The sequence below is a fragment of the Cupriavidus sp. 2SB genome (genome assembly GCF_005503625.1).
Classification (GTDB): domain Bacteria; phylum Pseudomonadota; class Gammaproteobacteria; order Burkholderiales; family Burkholderiaceae; genus Cupriavidus.
In genome coordinates, this window is record NZ_SCMX01000017.1 from 48,131 (window position 1) to 67,973 (window position 19,843).

Annotated in this window: 18 protein-coding genes; 10 read left to right on the plus strand and 8 right to left on the minus strand. The window is 64.4% G+C overall.

Going from position 1 to position 19,843, the window contains the following annotated elements; all coding sequences use genetic code 11:
* Positions 1 to 14: 14 nt before the first annotated feature.
* A complete protein-coding gene (locus FFS21_RS10620; protein WP_249359284.1) occupies positions 15 to 1,238 on the minus strand; it encodes an MFS transporter in 1,224 nt (407 codons plus the stop codon).
* Between the two features lie 145 nt (positions 1,239 to 1,383).
* Here FFS21_RS10620 and FFS21_RS10625 point away from each other — a divergent pair, with 145 nt between their 5' ends.
* Together FFS21_RS10625 and FFS21_RS10630 are read left to right on the plus strand one after the other, a co-directional pair.
* Positions 1,384 to 2,319, plus strand: coding sequence for a LysR family transcriptional regulator (locus tag FFS21_RS10625; RefSeq protein ID WP_137924797.1), 936 nt, complete (start codon positions 1,384 to 1,386; stop codon positions 2,317 to 2,319).
* 252 nt (positions 2,320 to 2,571) lie between these two features.
* Positions 2,572 to 3,120, plus strand: a complete 549-nt coding sequence (locus tag FFS21_RS10630) for a hypothetical protein (protein WP_249359286.1) — start codon at positions 2,572 to 2,574, stop codon at positions 3,118 to 3,120.
* Between the two features lie 40 nt (positions 3,121 to 3,160).
* Here the strand turns inward: FFS21_RS10630 and FFS21_RS10635 are convergent, their stop codons facing one another.
* Both FFS21_RS10635 and FFS21_RS10640 read right to left on the minus strand, forming a co-directional pair.
* The gene (locus FFS21_RS10635) at positions 3,161 to 3,481 is read right to left on the minus strand and encodes an H-NS histone family protein (protein ID WP_137924798.1); all 321 of its coding nucleotides are present in this window, start codon (positions 3,479 to 3,481) and stop codon (positions 3,161 to 3,163) included.
* Between the two features lie 518 nt (positions 3,482 to 3,999).
* Entirely contained in the window at positions 4,000 to 5,391 is a 1,392-nt protein-coding gene (locus FFS21_RS10640; protein WP_137924799.1) for an NCS2 family permease, read from the minus strand.
* A 481-nt stretch (positions 5,392 to 5,872) separates the two neighbouring features.
* Here FFS21_RS10640 and FFS21_RS10645 point away from each other — a divergent pair, with 481 nt between their 5' ends.
* A complete protein-coding gene (locus FFS21_RS10645) occupies positions 5,873 to 6,835 on the plus strand; it encodes a chemotaxis protein (protein ID WP_137924800.1) in 963 nt (320 codons plus the stop codon).
* A 293-nt stretch (positions 6,836 to 7,128) separates the two neighbouring features.
* Here the strand turns inward: FFS21_RS10645 and FFS21_RS10650 are convergent, their stop codons facing one another.
* From FFS21_RS10650 to pdhA, 4 genes are all read right to left on the minus strand, one after another.
* On the minus strand, positions 7,129 to 7,785 hold the full coding sequence (locus tag FFS21_RS10650; protein WP_137924801.1) for a peroxiredoxin: 657 nt from the start codon (positions 7,783 to 7,785) through the stop codon (positions 7,129 to 7,131).
* A 134-nt stretch (positions 7,786 to 7,919) separates the two neighbouring features.
* A complete protein-coding gene (locus tag FFS21_RS10655; RefSeq protein ID WP_137924802.1) occupies positions 7,920 to 9,044 on the minus strand; it encodes a dihydrolipoamide acetyltransferase family protein in 1,125 nt (374 codons plus the stop codon).
* Between the two features lie 26 nt (positions 9,045 to 9,070).
* On the minus strand, positions 9,071 to 10,051 hold the full coding sequence (locus tag FFS21_RS10660) for an alpha-ketoacid dehydrogenase subunit beta (RefSeq protein WP_137924803.1): 981 nt from the start codon (positions 10,049 to 10,051) through the stop codon (positions 9,071 to 9,073).
* The gene (gene pdhA / locus FFS21_RS10665; RefSeq protein WP_137924841.1) at positions 10,044 to 11,141 is read right to left on the minus strand and encodes a pyruvate dehydrogenase (acetyl-transferring) E1 component subunit alpha; all 1,098 of its coding nucleotides are present in this window, start codon (positions 11,139 to 11,141) and stop codon (positions 10,044 to 10,046) included. The genes FFS21_RS10660 and pdhA overlap by 8 nt, the downstream gene beginning before the upstream one ends.
* Positions 11,142 to 11,455: 314 nt before the next feature.
* On the opposite strand from pdhA, the gene FFS21_RS10670 reads away from it, so the two are divergent.
* From FFS21_RS10670 to FFS21_RS10690, 5 genes are all read left to right on the plus strand, one after another.
* Entirely contained in the window at positions 11,456 to 12,331 is an 876-nt protein-coding gene (locus FFS21_RS10670; RefSeq protein ID WP_137924804.1) for a TauD/TfdA dioxygenase family protein, read from the plus strand.
* Between the two features lie 73 nt (positions 12,332 to 12,404).
* On the plus strand, positions 12,405 to 13,430 hold the full coding sequence (locus FFS21_RS10675; protein ID WP_137924805.1) for an ABC transporter substrate-binding protein: 1,026 nt from the start codon (positions 12,405 to 12,407) through the stop codon (positions 13,428 to 13,430).
* 1 nt (position 13,431) lies between these two features.
* Positions 13,432 to 14,280, plus strand: coding sequence for an ABC transporter ATP-binding protein (locus FFS21_RS10680; RefSeq protein WP_137924806.1), 849 nt, complete (start codon positions 13,432 to 13,434; stop codon positions 14,278 to 14,280).
* Between the two features lie 2 nt (positions 14,281 to 14,282).
* Positions 14,283 to 15,152: an ABC transporter permease gene (locus FFS21_RS10685; protein ID WP_137924807.1), complete on the plus strand. Its 870-nt coding sequence runs from the start codon at positions 14,283 to 14,285 to the stop codon at positions 15,150 to 15,152.
* Positions 15,153 to 15,201: 49 nt separating this feature from the next.
* Entirely contained in the window at positions 15,202 to 15,969 is a 768-nt protein-coding gene (locus tag FFS21_RS10690; protein ID WP_137924808.1) for a class I SAM-dependent methyltransferase, read from the plus strand.
* Positions 15,970 to 15,975: 6 nt separating this feature from the next.
* Here the strand turns inward: FFS21_RS10690 and FFS21_RS10695 are convergent, their stop codons facing one another.
* A complete protein-coding gene (locus FFS21_RS10695; protein WP_137924809.1) occupies positions 15,976 to 17,202 on the minus strand; it encodes an MFS transporter in 1,227 nt (408 codons plus the stop codon).
* A 215-nt stretch (positions 17,203 to 17,417) separates the two neighbouring features.
* Between FFS21_RS10695 and FFS21_RS10700 the strand changes: the two genes are divergently transcribed.
* Both FFS21_RS10700 and FFS21_RS10705 read left to right on the plus strand, forming a co-directional pair.
* A complete protein-coding gene (locus FFS21_RS10700; protein ID WP_137924810.1) occupies positions 17,418 to 18,182 on the plus strand; it encodes an IclR family transcriptional regulator in 765 nt (254 codons plus the stop codon).
* Between the two features lie 253 nt (positions 18,183 to 18,435).
* On the plus strand, positions 18,436 to 19,740 hold the full coding sequence (locus FFS21_RS10705) for a GGDEF domain-containing protein (RefSeq protein ID WP_137924811.1): 1,305 nt from the start codon (positions 18,436 to 18,438) through the stop codon (positions 19,738 to 19,740).
* The last annotated feature ends 103 nt before the right edge of the window (positions 19,741 to 19,843 follow it).

A 19,843-nucleotide genomic window follows, 5' to 3' on the forward strand; every position in this document is an offset into this window, starting at 1 on the left:
CTCGTTGATACGGGTCAAGCGGTGTCCAGATGGTAGGCCGACGCAATCGCCGTCGCCCGTTGCTCCATCCGTACGGCGAGCAGCGCGATACCGAGTGCGGCCAGCGGGGCGAGTGCGGCGATCCACGGCAATGCGCCGAGCCCCAATGCACGTTCGACCACGACGCCACCCAGCCACGCCCCAAGACCGTTACCCAGGTTGAACGCCGCGATGTTGAAGCTCGATGCAAGGTTTTCACCAGCGCCGCGCGCATGGCGCAGCACGCGCAGTTGCAGCGGAGAGACCGTGGCGAACGCTGCGATGCCAAGCAGGGCGATGAAGACGGTCATGCCAGCCTGGTGGTGCAGCGTCAGCGTCATGGTGGCAAGCACCAGGGTCAGTGCCAGCAGCGCGCCCAGGAGAGCGCCCGTGGGACGGCGGTCCGCCATGCGTCCGCCGATGATGTTGCCGACGATCATGCCGCCGCCGAACAGCAGCAGGATGGGCGATACAGCGCTTTCGCCGAACCCTGTCACGCGCGTCAGCAGCGGCTGGATATAGGTGATCACCGCGAAGACGCCCATCGATTGCAGCACCGTCATGAGCAGCCCGAGTTGGACCTGCGGCCGGACCACCGTGCGCAGTTCATCGATCAGGCGAACCGGCGCGGAGTCGTCGCGGCTCGACTTCACCAGCAGCGCGATCACGATCAGCGAGATCACACCGATCACCGTCATTGCCCAGAACGTCGAGCGCCATCCCATATGCAGGCCGAGCCAGGCACCAGCCGGCATGCCGAGCAGCGTGGCGAGGGTCAGGCCCGAGAACATGATCGAGATAGCCGATGCCTTGCGGTTCGGTGGCACCAGGCTGGTGGCGACCACTGCGCCGACGCCGAAGAACGTGCCATGCGTCAGTGACGTGACCACGCGCGCAATCATCAGCGTGGTGTAGTCCGGCGCCAGCGCGCAGGCGGCGTTGCCGATGGTGTAGATCGCCATGAGCGCCATCAACACCGCCTTTCGCGGCATGCGGCGCGTCAACAGCGTCAGGATGGGCGCGCCGGCAAAGACGCCCAGCGCGTAGCCGGACACCAGCATGCCAGCGGCGGCGATGGTCACGTGAAGGTCTGCCGAGACCTGCAACAGCAGACCCATGATCACGAACTCCGCGCAGCCGATGCCGAAGGACCCGGCAGTCAGCGCATAGAGTGCGGCCGGCATGCGTGAGCCGGTGTTGGGAGCGAGGGTAGGGGGCATGGGGTTTCGTCTGAGAAAGCGGGCGCGGGAGGAAGTCCTGCAGAGGCCCGCAGAGAGAGAGTGGTCAGGGGCGAAGTGTGGGGCTTCTCGATCTTATGAAAAACGGGCAATATCCATAATCAGTTTCAAGAATCGATTGAGAATAATGGATCGCATCGGTGACATTTCGTTGTTCCTGCGCGTGCTCGACCTGGGTTCGATCAGCGCTGGCGCCCGCAGCCTGGGCCTCTCCGTCGCAGTGGCCAGCCAGCGGCTGCAACGGCTGGAGCGGGAACTGGGCGTCAGGCTGCTGCATCGCACCACGCGGCGCCTGCATGCCACCCCCGAGGGGGCGGTCCTGGCCGAACAGGGCCGCGCGCTGGTGGAAGACCTCGAAGCGTTATCCGGATCGCTGCGGCAGGCGGGCAGCGGCATCACGGGCACCTTGCGGGTAACCACGTCGGCGTCCTTCGGGCGGCAGTACATCTCGCCGCTATTGCCGGAATTCCTGCGCGCGCATCCGGGCGTCAACCTCAGCATCAACCTGAGCGACCACGTGCTCGATCTGGTCAGCAGCGGCTTCGACCTTGCCATCCGCATCGGCGCGCTGGAGGATTCGACGCTGGTGGCACGCAAGCTGGCGGACAACCGCCGGCTGCTTTGTGCAAGTCCGCAATACCTTGAGGAACATGGCATGCCGCAAACGCCGGAAGACCTGGCGCGGCATCAGTGCCTGGTGCTGGTGGGTGCGCAGGGGCGGGCCGATGTCTGGCGTTTCGAAGACGGCAAGGGGGGAGAGATTGCCGTGCGCGTGAGGGGAAGGGTGGAGGCGAACACTGGCGAACTGTTGTCCGATGCCGCGCTGGCCGGCTTCGGCATCGCGCTGCATTCCACCTGGCATGTCTGCGACGACCTGCGCACGGGCCGGCTGGTGCAGGTGTTGCAGGACTACCCGCTGGCTGTCACCGGCATTTACGCGTTGATGCCGGAGCGCCGACTGGTACCGCCGCGTGTGCGGGCCTTCGTCGATTTTCTTGCCGAGCGCTGGCAGACATCGCCGCCGGGCAGTTCGAGCCCGGCCTTGGGTTTGCCGGAATCCTGACCTACATTCATCTGTTTGGCAACCACCCGCCGGCAACCATGCAACGGATTGCCTAATTCTTGAGCAGTCCGGTGCGAACCCGCGAAAACTGGGCTGCAGCGCGCCAAAGGCACAGATTATCCACAGAAACTGTGGATATCCTCAACGTGGGGCATCCCACCTTGGCGCAGTCGGGTTTTGGCTATGCTGTGGCACCAATGTCGCTCAACCGTCCGCTTCATGCTCGCTATGCGCAGGATCAGGATTGTCGTCGTGCCGATTGCCGCCGTGCTGGCTGTCTCGCTGGCCGGCTGCGTGTCCTATTACCGCGTGCCATCGGACGCCCCTTTCGCCAGTGTGCGGGTGGTGAGCAATACCGACGACCGGACTACCTTCAACGTGCTGGACCCGGCCGGGTGCCCCAAGCCGTATCCGCGCGTGCTGGCCGGTACGGGCAAGCAACTCGCGGCAATGGGGCGCGATTCCACGCTCGACATGGCAGGCAGTTCGCCCGAGCCGGCATCGCGCACGCGTGAGCGCAAGGTGGTGCCGGGCAAGCGTATCTATATTGCCGTGCTGTCCTATGCCGCGCCGCCGGCAGAGGAAATGCGCTGTGCGGCGGGGGTATCGTTCGTCCCGCAGACGGGCGGACAGTATGAAATCCGGTTCCAGCGCGACGAGGCTGCGACGCATTGCGGCGCGCGGGTGCTGCGGTTGCAGCCAAGGGCGGACGGTAGTGCGGCGTTGGCGCAGGAACTCTCGCAACAGGGGTTCCGGGCATTGCGTGCGGAATATCTTTGCGAGGCGCGCCCGGCGCAATGACGGGCCGCGCCTCTGTCTTGCAGAAGCAGCGCGAAGCGGATCAGCCTGCCTGTTCGATCAGGAAACGCTCCGGACGCTTGCCCAGCCAGGCCGGTGCGCGGCCACGGCCCGACCACGTCTTGCCGGACTTCGGATCACGATATTTCGGGGGCAGTGCGGACGCTGCCTTGGGCGCAGCGGCATGGGAGCCGGCCGGGCGGCCACGACGGCGCTTCGGCGCAATATCGTCGGCGGTCAGATCGTAGTCCGACATCAATTGCCGAATCTGCTCGATCACGTTAGCCACTTCATTGGCGCGCACTTCGCTGAGCTTGGCTTCGAGCGCTTCTTTTTCAGCCAGCAGTTGCTTGTAAGTCGGCATTTTATAGATCCCCGTTACAGTTGGCGGTAGTTTACCGTGGTCGCAATCTGGTCCGCATACCAAAAATATTACAAAGTAATTCCGAAAAAGCACGATTCAAACGTCGAATTGTGTAAAAAAACTTCTCCGGAAGGGTGCAGGGCTGTAGCCAACTCCGATTTATCGGACTTTGCAGGACCACGTCACTGCAAAAATATCGCCGCAGGCCAACGCACCGGACAAGATCCTATCAGACCTGTAAATCACGGCAAACTATTCGGCCCCGATTTTCCTTTGCGCAATACCAGCAATTCCGCGAAAAAACCGCGTGACACTGGCTTCCGGACGGGGCCCCGAGATGCCAGATTGGCTGTCAGCATTGATATTTTTGTCATGTTGCCGTGTGGGCGAAGGCGCTACGGGCTAAATGAACAAGCCGGATTCACAATAAAAAACCCCCGGGCGGAAAGGTCCCGGGGGCTGAAATTCCACCGGTCATCCCAGGTGGAGGAGACATCGTTGTCGGTATCGGATTTTGCTTAGATTGCCCATCCGCCCGCATAAAACGCGGCGAGCGCCACGGCAATAGCCACCGTACCGATATTGAGCTTGCGCCATTCACCCGCCACCAGCCGGCCGATCACCAGCGTGCAGAAGCCGAGCATGATGCCAGTGACGATATTGCAGGTCAGCACGATGAATACCGCGCAGACCAGACCGGCCAGGGAATCGACCAGATCGTCCATATGCAGGCGCGACACGCTCGACAGCATCAGCAGGCCCACGTACATCAACGCGGGCGCCGTGGCATACGATGGCACCAGCGCCGCCAGCGGCGAGAAGAACATGACGGCCAGGAACAGGGCGCCCACGGTCACGGCTGCCAGACCGGTGCGCGCGCCAGCGGCCACGCCCACGGTCGATTCGATATAGGCCGCTGCGGGTGCGCCGCCGAAGAAGGCCGAGAAGATCGAGCTGACCGAATCCGCCGTCAGCGCACGGCCGCCGTTATGGATGCGGCCCGTGGCGTCGAGCTGGTTGGCCTGGCCGGCCACTGCGCGGATCGTACCGGTGGCATCGAACACGGCGGTCATCACCAGTGCCAGCACGCTGGGCAGCACGGCTGCAGACAGCGCGCCGCGAATGTCCATCGCGCCGATCAGCGAGGCCTGGCCCGGTGCGGACAACGTGGGCAGTGCAAAGATGCCAGTGAACTTCACGGCCGGATCGAAGGCGAGGCCCAGTGCCGAGATACCGACGATCACCAGCAGGATGCCGCCGGGCACGCGGCGACGTTCCAGGCCGAAGATCGCCGCCAGGCCCAGCACCGACATCATCACGGGGAAGGCGGTGATGTGGCCCAGTGCCACAGGCAGGCCGGGGCCTGGATTCTTCACCACGAGACCCACTTCGTTCGAAGCGATCAGCAGCAGGAAGAGGCCGATGCCGATGCCCGCACCGTGCGCTACGCCGGCAGGCAGGTTGCGCAGGATCCAGGAGCGTACGCCGGTCACAGAGATGGCCGTGAAGACCACGCCCATCAGGAACACGGCGCCGAGCGCCACGGCGGGGGTCAGCTTCTGTCCGAGCACGAGACCGAACGCCATGAAGGCGGTCAGCGAGATGGCACAGCCGATGGCGATGGGGAGTTTGGCCCACAGGCCCATCAGCAGCGATCCGAAGGCCGTGGTCAGGCAGACGGCCACGAACACGGCGCTGGTGTCGAACCCAGCCTTGCCGAGCATGCCCGGCACCACGAACACGGCATAGACCATCGCCATGAAGGTGGTGATGCCTGCCACCACTTCGCGGCGCTGCGTGCTGCCGCGCGCGCTGATCTGGAAATACTGGTCGATCTTGCCGCCGGGCTGCGGCGGCGCACTGGCCACGTCCTGCACGTCCGTCACCGACGGATAGGGCTGTTCGATCATGGTTGTGTCTCCTTGCTGGGGCGCTGCGCACGTCCGCGTACGGATCGGGCGTCAGCCTCGTCTCACGTGGTTCCGGGTGCGAGGTCGGAGTCCCGGCGGCATCGGCAAGGGTGCGGGCGTCTCGTTCCTCGGTGTCCGGCCTCTGGTGAATCGTGATGAGCGACCAGGGGCCGGGTGCCGTTCGACGCCTCTGACGGGCGGGATCCGGCGAGGCTCAAAGGTAGGCGAGGCATTGCGGCCGTTCATCACCGGGGGCGGATGCGGAACATGCCGCGCGCCGAATAACCACGGGCTGGCGGTGCTTTCGACGGCTCAGGGATTTCCCTCGGTGGGTCCTGCGGAGCGTGTCATGCGTCACAACGCATGCGATTCCATGGAATTCCCGCATCGATGGCGACAGTTTCACTAAAGCTGGCCGCACGTGTGGCCGATAGCCCTTTGGCAACACCCATATTCATAGACCGAGCCAGCGGAGCAGAGCATGACCAGCGCGATGAGAGACATCGACGAGCGCACCAACCTGACCAACAACAACCAGTTCGAGTTGCTGTTGTTCCGACTGGGCGATGCAACCCACAGCGGACAGTCCGAACTGTTCGGCATCAACGTTTTCAAGGTCAGGGAAATCCTGGTCATGCCATCGGTGACCACGGTGGTGGGCGCCGGCCCGTCGATCCTGGGCATGGCCGATATCCGCGGCCAGGTCATTCCGGTGATCGACCTGCCGCGCCTGCTGGAATGCTCGCCGAAGTCGGGCCTCAACATCATGCTGGTGACCGAGTACGCGCGTTCGACGCAAGGCTTTGCCGTCGAAGCCGTCGAGGAAATCGTACGGCTCGACTGGAACCAGGTGATCTCCGCGGAGACCAGCGTCAAGGGCGGCCTGGTAACCAGCATCGCCAAGCTCGATGTGGGTGGCGACAACCCGCGCCTGGTGCAGGTGCTCGACGTGGAGCAGATCCTGCGCGACGTGCTGCCCACGCGCCAGCCCGATGTGGACCCCGCCACGGTGGGGCCGCAACTGACCATTCGCCCCGGCACCAAGATCCTGTGCGCTGACGATTCTGCACTGGCGCGCGGCCTGATCGAGAATGGCCTCAAGGCCATGGGCGTGCCCGTGGTGATGACCAAGACGGGCCAGGAAGCGTGGGAAATGCTCGGCCAGATCGCCGACCTGACCGCCAGCCAGGGCAAGACCATCCGCGATGAAGTGGCACTGGTGCTGACCGATCTGGAAATGCCCGAGATGGACGGCTTCACGCTGACGCGCAAGATCAAGGCCGATGCACGCCTGAAATCGCTGCCCGTGGTCATCCACTCGTCGCTGTCCGGCGAGGCCAGCGAGGAACACGTGCGCAAGGTTGGCGCCGATGCGTATGTGTCGAAGTTCCTGGCGAAGGATCTGGCGGATACGATTCGCGGCGTGCTGGCGCGGCATCCGTAAGGGACGTATTTTCCCTGTCGGTTTACTCCCCTCTCCCGCTCGCGGGAGAGGGGCGGGGGAGAGGGCCAGCAGTTCCACTTGCGACACGTCGTCAAGCAGAACCTCCAGCCCTCTCCCCCAACCCCTCTCCCGTTTCACGGGAGAGGGGAGTAACATCATCGGTTGCCCCTTCACCCTGTTTTGCCCAAAAAAAAGGCACGCCAGCTCCTTCGAGCACTGGCGCGGGTTGGCGGGCTGTCAAGAGGGCAATTATCCACGCAAGCTGTGGATAGTTCTGCCTCTCGGAAAGAATGCTACTTCGGCTGCGCCACGGTGCGCAGATACGGCTTCAGCGTCTTGAATCCATCGGGATACTTCTTCTTTGCATCCTCGTCGGAGACCGAGGTCGGGATGATCACGTCGTCGCCCGGCTTCCAGTTCACGGGCGTGGCCACGGTGTGTTTCGCATTGAGTTGCAGCGAGTCCAGCAGGCGCAGCACTTCGTCGAAATTGCGTCCCGCGCTCATCGGATAGACCAGCATCGCCTTGACCTTCTTGTCCGGTCCAATCCAGAACACCGAGCGGATGGTGGCGTTGTCCACGGCGGTGCGCGGACCGCTGCCGCTGGCCTCGGGGTGAATCATGTCGTAGAGCTTGGATACGCTGAGATCGGCATCCCCGATCATCGGGTAGTTCACGGCCGTGCCCTGCGTTTCCTCGATGTCCTTGGCCCAGCGCGAGTGATCGGTCACGGGATCGATCGACAGGCCGATGACCTTGGTGTTGCGCTTCTCGAACTCGGGTTTCAGCTTGGCCATGTAGCCGAGTTCGGTGGTGCAGACCGGCGTGAAATCCTTGGGGTGCGAGAACAGGATGGCCCAGCTGTCGCCGATCCACTCATGGAAGTTGATCTTGCCCTCGGTGGTTTCTGCAGTGAAGTCGGGCGCGGTCTCGCCAATACGGATAGCCATGATGAAGTTCCTTCGATGAGATGGACAGGGGGATGGGACCACGGAAATGCGCAATCCAGTATAGGAACTGGCGCGGCAAATGGGGAGTGTAGCGGTATCGTGGGCGTCACACGCGGCGGTGTGTGGTGAATCGCTCAGTCCGCACGCTCGAGGTCCGCGATCACGGCACGCAGGAACCGCGCGGCCTCGCCGCCCGTGACCACGCGGTGATCGAATGTCAGCGACAGCGGCATCACCCGGTGTACTGCCGGCACGCCATCGGCGGCCACCACCTCGGCGCGTATACGGCCCGCACCGAGAATGGCGACGGTGGGCGGCACCACGATAGGCGCCGCGTATCGTCCCGCGATCATGCCGAAGTTCGACAGCGTGATGGTGTTGCCGCGCATCTCCTCTGGCGCGATGGTGCGTGCCAGTACATCGGCGCGCATGCGGTCCAACCCGGCGCGCAGGTCGGCGGCGTCGCGCTGGCCCACGTTGCGCAGCACGGGCACGAACAATCCTTCCGGCAGATCCGCGGCGATACCCACATCGATCCGTTCGAGCAGATGCCGGCGTCCGGTCTTGCCTTCGTACCACGCATTGAGTGCAGGTTCCGCACGCACGCCTGCCACGAGCGCGCGCACGAGCCGGATGGTGACGTCGCGCCCTGCGGCGGTGACTTGCCACGCGTGAAGGTCGGCATCGTCCATCACGGTGGCAGCGGCCACTTCGCTCTGCGCGCGGGCCATGTTCTGCGCCATGGCACGGCGTACGCCACGCACGATATCGGCGGGACCGTTCTCGGCCAGCGTGGTGGCTACGCGTTGCACATCGGTGGCGGTGATCACGCCATCGCGGCCGGATGGGGTGACCATCGCCAGATCGACTGACAGTTTGCGCGCCAGTGCACGCACCGCTGGCGTGGCGCGCAGGCCGTGGCTGCCTTGCAGACCTGCCGCGCCGACGCGCGTTTCGCCTTCGCGCACGACATGTGTACCGACCTTGACCGCACCCACTACCGTGCCCGCATCATCGGAAGCGCCCGCGCCCTCGAAGCCCACGAGCGGTGCACCCAGGTGCACGATGTCGCCCGGTTGCGCGAAGAGTCGCGCGACCTTTCCGCTGAACGGCGAAGGAATCTCGACGATGGCTTTCGCGGTTTCCACCGAAAGCAGGGGCTGGTCTGCGGCAATGCTGTCACCGGGCTTGACGTGCCACGTCACGATCTCGGCTTCCTGCAGGCCCTCTCCAAGGTCGGGCAGCTTGAAGGTCCGCATCGTTGTCTCCCTCTGGTTTCTGAACGCTAGGCGGCGTCGAGCGCGCGGCGCGCGGCATCGACGATCTGTGCCACAGACGGCAGGTAGCTGTGTTCCAGCCGCGCCAGCGGCACCACGGTGTCGTAGCCGGTCACGCGCTGCACCGGTGCGCTCAGCGAATACAGTCCCGCATCGGCCAGGTTCGCGGCAATCTCGGCGCCTACGCCCGCAGTGCGCGGTGCTTCGTGAACGATCACGCAGCGACTACTCTGCGCCACCGATTCGAGGATCGTTTCCATATCGAGCGGCTTGAGCGTGGCCACATCGATGACCGCTGCGGAAATGCCTTCGTCGGCCAGTTGCTCCGCAGCGGCGAGCGTTTCCTGCACCATCGCGCCCCAGCTCACGAGCGTGATGTCGGTGCCTTCGCGCAGCGTGAAGCAGGCGTCGAGCGGCAGGGCCTGACCATCGTCGAGCACTTCTTGCCGGAACAGGCGATACAGCCGCGTTGGCTCGAAGAAGATCACGGGATCCGGATCGCGTATGGCCGCGAGCAACAGGCCATAGGCACGCGCGGGCGAGGACGGCATGACCACGCGTAGCCCCGGGATATGGGCGAACAATGCCTCGGGGCTTTCGGAATGATGCTCGGGCGCATGGATGCCCGCACCGCTGGGCGCGCGCACGACCATCGGACAACCGAGCCGACCGCGTGTGCGATGCCGCATGTGGCCGGCGTGATTCAGGATGTTGTCGATGGCCGGATAGATGAAGCCGGCAAACTGGATTTCGGGCACGGGCTTGAGACCCATCGCCGCCATGCCGATGGCTGCGCCGACAATGCCGCCTTCGGCCAGCGGGGTATCGATGACGCGTGTCTCGCCAAAGCGCGCCTGCAGGCCAACCGTTGCACGGAAGACGCCGCCGTTGACGCCGATGTCTTCGCCAAGCAATACCACGTCAGCGTCGTGCGCGAGTTCATAGGCGAGGGCCAGGTTCACGGCTTCCACGAGATGCAGTTCAGCCATGATCGCTCTCCGTGCTGGCGTTCGTCTGGGCGTAGCGTTGCGCGGTGTCGAGCTGCGCGGCCATGGCATCGGGCAACGTTTCGTAGAGGCAGTCGAACATGGCCGAGACATCGGGATGCGGCAGCGCCAGATAGGCTTGCACCGCATCGGCCACGGCCTGCTGGCATTCGCCGATCAGCGCTTCCTCACGCGTGGCATCCCATGCACCGAGGCTCGCCAGATAGGTGCGCAGGCGCGAGATGGGTTCGTGGCGCCAGGCTTCCTTGACCGTGGCATCGTCACGGTAGCGCGACGCATCGTCAGCAGTGGTGTGGTCGCCCAGCCGATAGGTTACGGCTTCGATCAGCGCCGGCCCGCGGCCCTCGCGCGCACGTTGGATCGCGTCGTCAACACGCTGCCGCACGGCGATGATGTCGTTGCCATCGACCTGTTCGCCGGGAATGCCTGCCGCAATGGCCTTCTGCGCCAGCGTGGCCGCCGCCGTCTGCCTGGCACGCGGCATCGAGATGGCCCACTGGTTGTTGTTGATGACGATGACCAAGGGCACCTGCCATGCACCGGCCATGTTCATGCCTTCGTAGAAGGCCCCGTTCGATGTGCCGCCATCGCCGATGATGCAGACCGCCACGGCGCCGGGTTTGCGCTGCTTCAGCGCGAAGGCGATGCCCGCCGCATGGCCCACCTGGGTGCCGATGGGCACGCAGTTGCCAAAGTCGTGCGGCACTGCGGCAAAAGCACTGCCGCGTTCGTCGCCCCCCCAATACAGCAGGCTCTCCGTCATCGTGACGCCCCGCACAAATTGCGCAGCGTGATCGCGATAGGAAGGCACGAGGACATCGTCCGTCCGCATCGCCGTGGCTACGCCGACGCCGACCGCTTCCTGCCCCAGTGCCGACGCAAACGTGCCGATCTGGCCGGTGCGCTGCATCGCAATGGCCTTGAGATCGAACTGCCGGGTCAGCACCATGGCGCGATAGAGCGGCAGCAACGCAGCCGGATCGCGGGCAAAGTCGGGAAGGTCGGGTGCGGGAACACCCTCGGGGGAAAGATAGCGGGTAAAACCAATCTCAAAGCGCGCAACAGTGCCCATGTGGTGGTCCCCTTGTGCGATGCGGTGCAGCATCTCGTGAACGCTGCTGCTTTCGACTATAGGAGACGGCAGGGGAGAATGGGCGTGCGGTGGCGCGCGTTTGAACGCGATGGCATTTGCGATGCCTTCGACTTACTCCCCTCTCCCATGCAATGGGAGAGGGGCGCACAACAGGAGCATACGTAAAACGCATTTGTATATGCATCCCTACCCATATGCACCCGCCGTATAACGCGGCGCGATTTGATTCGTTGTCTGCGCGATGGCGGTTCCCTACAGTGCAAGGCTTGTGCCCTTCCCCCAGAGAGCCCGTCATGAGTTTTGCAGTCGATACCCTCCAGGATTTCGAGATCCGCCCGTTCGATGCCGCGCTTGGCGCCGAAGTGGTTGGACTCGACCTGAACCAGCCGCTGTCCGACGAGGATTTCCGGCGCATCCATCGTGCCCATCTCGATCACCACGTGGTGGTGTTTCGAGACCAGCGCATCACGCCCGATCAGCAGATCGCGTTCAGCCGCCGCTTTGGGCCGCTGCAGATCCACGTGCTGAATCAGTTCCAGTTGGCCAACCATCCCGAAATCCTGATCGTCTCCAACGTGCTAAAGGATGGCAAGCCGATCGGTCTCGGCGACGCAGGCCACTTCTGGCATTCGGATCTCTCGTACAAGGAAAAGCCGAGCCTGGGCTCGCTGCTGCATGCCATGGAACTGCCAGCGGAAGGCGGCGATACGCTGTTCGCCAACATGCATGCCGCATGGGATTCGTTGCCTGCCGAGCTGCAACGCAAGGTGGAAGGACTCACAGCCGAACACACCTATCTTGCGCGCTACGCCGAATTGCAGAAGCGCAGTCCGTGGCGTCCAAACCTGACGGCCGAGCAGATCGCGCAGGTCAGGCCGGTGATCCAGCCCGTGGTGCGCACGCATCCGGAGACGGGTCGCAAGGCACTGTTTGTCAGCGAGCATTTCACGACGCGCATCGTCGGCCTGCCCGAGGATGAAAGCCGCGCGCTGCTCGATACCTTGTTCGCGCACAGCGTGAAGCCGGAACACGTCTATCGCCACCAATGGCGCGAGCACGACCTGGTGTTCTGGGACAACCGCTCGTTGCTGCATCTTGCAGCCGGCACGCCTGACCATCTGCGTCGCGTGATGTACCGCACGACGATCGAAGGCGACACACCGTTCTGATCGGTCATTCTGATCGGCCGTCCTGATCCCGCATCGAATCATCACCCTACCGAACCAGCTCCGGAGCCCCTGCATGTCCCTGTTTTCGTCCGCCACTACCTTGACCCGCCGCGCCACGCTGGCCTTGCTGACCGCCGGCCTCGCCGTGACCGGCACGGCCCATGCGGAAGGCAAGATTCGCATTGCCGAGCAGTTCGGCGTGGTCTATCTGCTGCTGAACGTGGCGCGCGATCAGCAACTGATCGAAAAGCACGGCAAGCAGCAGGGCGTCGATGTGAAGGTGGAATGGACGCAGCTCTCCGGTGGCTCGGCTGTCAATGACGCGCTGTTGTCGGGCGCGATCGATATCGCCGGTGCAGGTGTGGGCCCGCTGCTGACGCTGTGGGACCGCACGCACGGCAAGCAGAACGTGAAGGGCGTGGCGTCGCTAGGCAACTTCCCGTACTACCTTGTTTCGAACAATCCGAAGGTGAAGTCGATTGCCGATTTCACGGAGAAGGATCGCATTGCATTGCCGGCGGTCACGGTGTCCGTGCAGTCGCGTGTGCTGCAACTGGCGGCGGCGAAACAGTGGGGCGACAAGGAATTCAATCGCCTCGACAAGTGGACGGTTGCCGTGCCCCATCCGGACGCCGCGGCGGCAGTGATTTCCGGCGGCACCGAGATCAACAGCCACTTCGGCAATCCGCCGTTCCAGGAGCAGGAACTGGCCGGTAACCCGAACGCGCGCATCGTGCTGAATTCGTACGATGTGCTGGGCGGTCCGGCGTCGGCCACGGTGCTCTACGCCACCGAGACATTCCGTAACGAAAACCCCAAGACGTACCGCGCTTTTGTCGATGCACTGGCCGAGGCCGCGCAGTTCGCCACGAAGAATCCGGAGGCCGCCGCCGATCTCTACGTCCGCGTGAACAAGGCGAAGATCGATCGCGCGCTGCTGGTCAAGATCCTGAAGAACCCGCAGGTCCAGTTCAAGATCGCGCCGGAAAACACGTACGCGCTGGCCGCGTTCATGCATCGCGTGGGCGCGATCAAGAACCAGCCGAAGTCGTGGCAGGACTATTTCCTCCAGGACGCAGCCACGGCCAAGGGGAGCTGATATGGCAGAAGCATTGCATGGCGGCGCGCGCTTGCGCGTGGTGTCGCAGCCGCAGCCGTTGCTGCAGGTTGATCGCGTATCGCTGGAATACCGCACGCCGCAGCGCGTGGTACGTGCCACGCATCAGGTGAGCTTCGACGTGCACGCGGCGGATCGCTTCGTGTTGTTGGGACCATCGGGCTGCGGCAAATCGACATTGCTCAAGGCCGTGGCTGGCTTCGTGCCGCCCGCCGAAGGCGAGATCCGGCTCGAAGGTCAGCGCGTGCGCGCGCCGGGACCGGACCGCATCGTCGTGTTCCAGGAGTTCGACCAGTTGCCGCCGTGGAAGACCGTCAAGCAGAACGTAATTTTTCCGCTGCGGCAATCAGGCAGGATGTCGAAGGCGGAAGCTGCCGATACGGCCATGCACTTTCTGAACAAGGTGGGACTGGCCGCGTTTGCCGATGCGTATCCGCACACGCTGTCGGGCGGCATGAAACAGCGCGTGGCCATTGCGCGCGCGCTGGCGATGCGCCCCAAGGTGCTGCTGATGGACGAGCCGTTCGCGGCGCTCGATGCGCTGACGCGACGGCGCATGCAGGAAGAACTGCTCGCGCTGTGGGACGACGCCGCGTTCACGCTGCTGTTCGTCACGCATTCGATCGAAGAAGCACTCGTGGTGGGGAGTCGCATCCTGTTGCTGTCGCCGCATCCGGGCCGGGTGCGAGCGGAGCTGAACAGTCACCAGTTCTCGCTGGCGAGTCAGGGCAGTGCGGAATTCCAGCACGCCGCGCGCATCCACAACATGCTGTTCGAGACGCCTGCCGAGACACACGACGCGCAGGAACGCGTGATCGCAGCAGGGCATTGAACATGACGACGATTCAACCGACCATCCGCCCCGAATACGAGCGCGTACTCGAACCGTTCACCGCCGTGCCGCTGTCGCGCGGATTGCCGTGGTATCGACAACTCTGGCAGCAGGGCTGGTTGCGCAAGGCAGTGATCCTTGCCGTGCTGGCTGTGATCTGGGAAATCGCCGCGCGTATTCAGGACAACGACCTGCTGCTGCCAACCTTCCAGGCCACGGCGCGTGCGTTTGGCGATGCAGTGGCCAGCGGCGAGTTGCCGGGCAAGGCTGCCGTGTCGTTGTCGATCCTGCTGCAAGGTTACGCGGCGGGCATCCTGCTGGCGTTCGTGCTGACCACCGCAGCCGTGTCTACGCGTATCGGACGAGACCTGCTGGAGACGCTGACCGCGATGTTCAATCCGCTGCCGGCCATCGCATTGCTACCGCTCGCGCTGCTGTGGTTCGGGCTGGGCAGCAAGAGCCTGATTTTCGTGCTGATTCATTCCGTGTTGTGGCCGTTGGCGCTGAATACGTACGCGGGATTTCGCGGTGTGCCCGAGACACTGCGCATGGCCGGGCGCAACTACGGTCTGCGCGGATTGCGCTACGTGGTGCGGATCCTCGTGCCTGCTGCGTTGCCGGCGATCCTGTCGGGCCTCAAGATCGGCTGGGCGTTTGCATGGCGCACGCTGATTGCGGCCGAACTGGTGTTCGGGGCATCGTCGGGCAAGGGCGGGCTGGGCTGGTACATCTTCCAGAACCGCAACGAGCTTTATACCGACCGCGTGTTCGCGGGGCTGGCCACGGTGATCCTGATCGGGCTGGCCGTGGAAGGGCTCGTCTTCACCACGCTCGAACGGCTGACCGTGCGCCGCTGGGGACAGCAGCACTGAACCATCGGATGATTGCCGAAGGCGGGCAGGCGGCGTATCGTGTCGGGTCATGAACGCGATCCATCATGCCGCCGCCCAGGGCTTCTCGACCCAGGCCGATACCTACGCCCGAGGGCGTCCCGACTACCCCGCCGCGCTGGCCGACTGGCTGCGCGACACACTAGGGCTGGCGCCCGGCAAGGTCGTGGTCGACCTCGGTGCCGGCACAGGCAAGTTCACGCGATTGCTGCTGCCTACGGGCGCCAGGGTGATCGCCGTGGAACCCGTGGACGCCATGCGCGCCCAGCTTTCCTCGAAACTTCCCGATGTGCAGGCGCTGGCAGGCAGCGCGGAGTCGATGCCGCTGCCCGATGCGAGCGTCGATGCCGTGGTGTGTGCGCAGGCGTTTCACTGGTTCGCAAATGAAGTCGCCATGCGCGAGATCGGCCGCGTGCTGAAACCGGGTGGCCGCCTCGGCCTGATCTGGAATGTGCGCGACGAATCGGTGTCCTGGGTCGCGCAACTCACCACGATCATGACGCCCTACGAGGGCGATGCGCCGCGCTTCTACAAGGGCGACTGGAAGACAGTATTTCCCGCCGAGGGATTCGGGCCGCTGGCGCTGCAGAAACTCCCCTATACGCACGATGGCGATCCGGAACAGGTGATCGTCGACCGCATCATGTCGGTGAGCTTCATCGCATCGTTGCCAGCGACGGAACAGGACGCCGTGCGCGCAAAGTTGCATGCGGTCATCGCCAACGATCCGGCGCTGCAGGGGCACGACACGGTGTCGTTCCCGTACAGCACCGAGGCCTACTGCTGCGAACGCCAGTAAGCCACTCTAGATGGCCGGCGCCATCTGTTCGCGATAGCGTCCGGCCAGCACCTGGCTCAGGATCAGCGCGGCCACGGCACACACCGCCGCAAACAGATAGACCGCCGGGTAGCCACCTTGCTTGGCGATGAGACCGGCGATGGGGCCGGTCAGACCCAGCGCGAAATCGAGAAACAGCGAGTAGGCGCCGAGTGCCGATCCGCGATTGGTCGCCGGCACGCGCTTCACGGCTTCCATGCCGAGCGACGGGAACACCAGCGAGAAACCGAAACCGACCACGGCGGCGCCAACCAGTGCCTGCCACGGTGCGTGCGCCATCCAGATAATGGCCAGGCCGGCTGCTTCCACCGCAAACGACACCAGTGCCACCAGATAGCCGCCGAAGCGCGTGATGCTGTTCGCCATCAGCAGGCGGGCCAGCACGAAGCAGGTGCCGAGCGCTGTCAGTGCCAGCGCTGCGTGATCCCAGCCATGGCCCGCGTAGTAGAGCGTGATGAACGCGGTGATCGCGCCGAATCCCACCGAACCCAGGGCGAGGCACAGGCCGAATGGCGTCATCGCACGGAACACGCGACGGAAGGGCAGGCGCTCGCCCTTGAGGATCGGCACGGGTGCGCGGCGGCGTGCCAGCAGCAACGCGATGCCCGCGATCAACGTGGTCACGATGCCGATGATCGCCAGCCCGCCATGACCGGCCAGTAGCACGCCCATGGGCGCACCCACTGCCAACGCACCGTAGGTGGTGATGCCATTCCACGAAATCACCTTGGCCGTATGACGTGCCCCGGCACTGCCGATGCCCCACGCGATCGTGCCCGTGGTGACAAGACTCTCACCCGCACCCAGCATCAGGCGCGCCGCGAACAGCCACGCCAGCCCGAGCCAGTCGGTGCCGGCGAACAATGCCGCGATCCATGTCAGCAGGCCGCTGCCGGTGACCAGTACGAGTCCGGTCAGTACCGAACGCTTCGGGCCTTGTGTATCGCACAGCGTGCCGGCCCAAGGGCGGCTCAAGAGCGTGGCCAGGTACTGGATGCTGATGGCAAGGCCCGCCAGCACGGCGCTGTAGCCCAGGTCGCCGTGGACAAAGCCCGGCACCACGGCAATCGGCAGGCCGACGGCGAGATAGGCAATGAAGTTGAAAAAGACAACCGAAAGAATGCGGCGCGTCACATCGCCGGAAGTGGGTTCGGCATGCGGCGGCGTGACCGGTAAGGGGCTTGAGGCAGACATCGTGATCTTGGGGGCACTGGAGGGAACGGGCATTCTCCATCGCACGTATGACGACCTAGGGAAAACCCGCAAGCCGCATCATACCGGGATTGCCGTGGGTGCGTGAAAGCGGTTGGTGACGCCAGGTGAGACAAAACCCCGGTTGTTGCTGGATTGACAACAACGGGGCCGTTCTATACGGTGGACGGCCGTTCCGACCGCCAGACCCTTCCTCCATGCCACGCAAAGCCGCCCAGTTATCCGAAGCCGACAAGCACTCCGCCGACGGTGGCGCTATTGCCGTGGACCGCGCGCTGTTCGTGCTCTCGGTCTTTCGCGAGGGTGACGGCGCGCTCGGTCTGGCCGAACTCGCGCAGCGCAGCGGCCTGTACAAGAGCACGTTGCTGCGGTTGCTGGCATCGCTGGAACATGCGCGCATGGTGCAGCGCCATGCGGATGGGCGCTATGGCCTGGGGCCCGAGATCGCGCGGCTCAATGCGGTCTACGCCGCGTCGTTCTCGCTGGAACAAGTGGTGATGCCTGCCTTGCGCGAGCTGGTGCGCGTGACCAATGAATCGGCCGCGTTCCACGTCGAGCAGGGCGAGCATCGGCTGTGCCTGTATCGCGTGGATTCTCCGCAACCGGTGCGCGACCACATCCGCGCTGGCGATCTGTTGCCGCGCAACCGTGGTGCCGGTGGGCGCGTGCTGCGCGCCTTTGCCGGGGCGCGTGGCGAGGTCTATCAGAAGATCCGCGACGAAGGGGTGATCGCACTGATCGGGGATCGCAGCCCCGATATTGCGGGTGTGTCGGCGCCGGTGTTCGGCCCCGATGGCGCACTACGCGGGGCGCTGACGCTGACCTGCCCCACGCCGCGTTTCTCCGACGGCTTTCGCGAGCAGGTACTCGATGCCGCGCGGCAGTTGACCGCCGCGCTGGGCGGTACGTTTCCAGCGGTGAAGCCCGCAACGTCGGGCAAAGCGCCGCCGCTCGACGACTGATCGAAAGACCGGCATTTCGCCGGATTGCCGGGACGTTCCTTCACTCGGTCACGCGCGTGTTCGCGCCGATATTTCATTGCGTTACAACGCCGTGGTACCCGGCTTGTCGGGGGTGCCGCCGCGCCTTGCGTGCGGGCTATGATGCGTGTTTTCGCGCCGCACCTATCCTCCGTTATCCGCGTCGGGGACCCGTTTCAGGGTTAACGCGAATAACGGCAGTCGCCCCCGGTAGCGTCAGAGGACACCGATTCCCTTGCACCTGGCTCAGCAGACCATTCTGGTCGTCATGATGGTGGTTTTTTCCAGCACGCTTGTCATGGGCGCGGGGCTGGTGCTTGCGCTGCGCGCGAGCGAGGCCGGCCGCCTGTGGGCCACCGGACATGTGCTGGCATCGGCGGCGGGTCTTGCCGTGGCGGCCAGCGTCGGCCTGGGCAACGGTTCGCCGCAGGTGGCCGCGCTGGGTGCCGGCGCGTATGTGGTGGGCCGGCTCATCATCTATCGCGGCGTACGTGTCTACTACGGTCTGCCCGATCACCGCCTGTTGCTGCGCGGCGTTGGTGCAGTAACCGTGGTGCTGCTGGCGCTGGCCAGTGGCCTGCCCGACGGTCCGTTGTTCGTGCATGGCATGGCGTACGGCATGCTGGCGATGCTGTCTTTCAGCACCATCATCACGATGCTGCGCAGCCGCCGTGGCCGTACGAGCATCGGTGGGCCACTGGTGCTGGCTTCGCATCTGGTGCTGCTCGGCGCGCAGGTGGCGGCCCTCAGCTATGGTGCCGCGTTCCGGGGCATCGCTGTCACGCCGTTCTTCCTGCAGACCAGTGCGTCCGTCTGGCCGCTGACGCCGCTGATTGCTGTACTGCTGGGCCTGTTCGGCTTCAGCCTGATGGCGATGGAACAGATCATCGCGCGCAATGAGAGCGGCGCGCGGCTCGATGCGCTAACCGGTCTGCTGAACCGCGGGGCGCTGGATGTGACGGCCATGTCGATGGCGGCACGTTGGCAGCGCGAAGGCGAGGCGCTGTCCTGCCTGGTCATCGATGTGGACCATTTCAAGGCCGTGAACGACCGGCACGGCCACCATGCCGGCGACCATGTGCTGCGCGAAATCGCCATCGCACTGGACAACTCGCGCCGCGCTTCGGATATCGCTGGTCGCTATGGCGGCGAGGAATTCTGCATTCTGTGTCCGCATACCGACGAGCACCAGGCCACCGCGTTGGCCAACCGCATCCTGCGCAAGGTGCGGCTGATCGAGCTGCCCGCAGGCGAAGGGGCTGGTTGCGGCCACGCGAGCGTCAGCATCGGCGTGGCCCAGCTTCGCGGCGGTGCAACAGGCCGGGAAGGACTCTGGCGCAGCCTGTTCGCGGAAGCGGATCGCGCGCTGTATCAGGCCAAGCAGCGCGGCCGCAACCAGTTCGTGGTGGGGTCGAGCATGGTGGTGGAGGCCGCTCCCGCCACTTCATCCGCTGAATCTGCAAAGTCTGACACTGCCGTGCCGTCAGGGCTGCCTGTCAGTGCCGACGCGGCGGACACGCCGGCACTGACCACCGCCTGAGGCGGGATGATGCCTGTCATTTTCTGATTTCACTTAAGTGTCAAAACTGAAACATTCAATAATGTTTCAGTGATTTCGGACGCAAACTCGCATCGGACTGCCG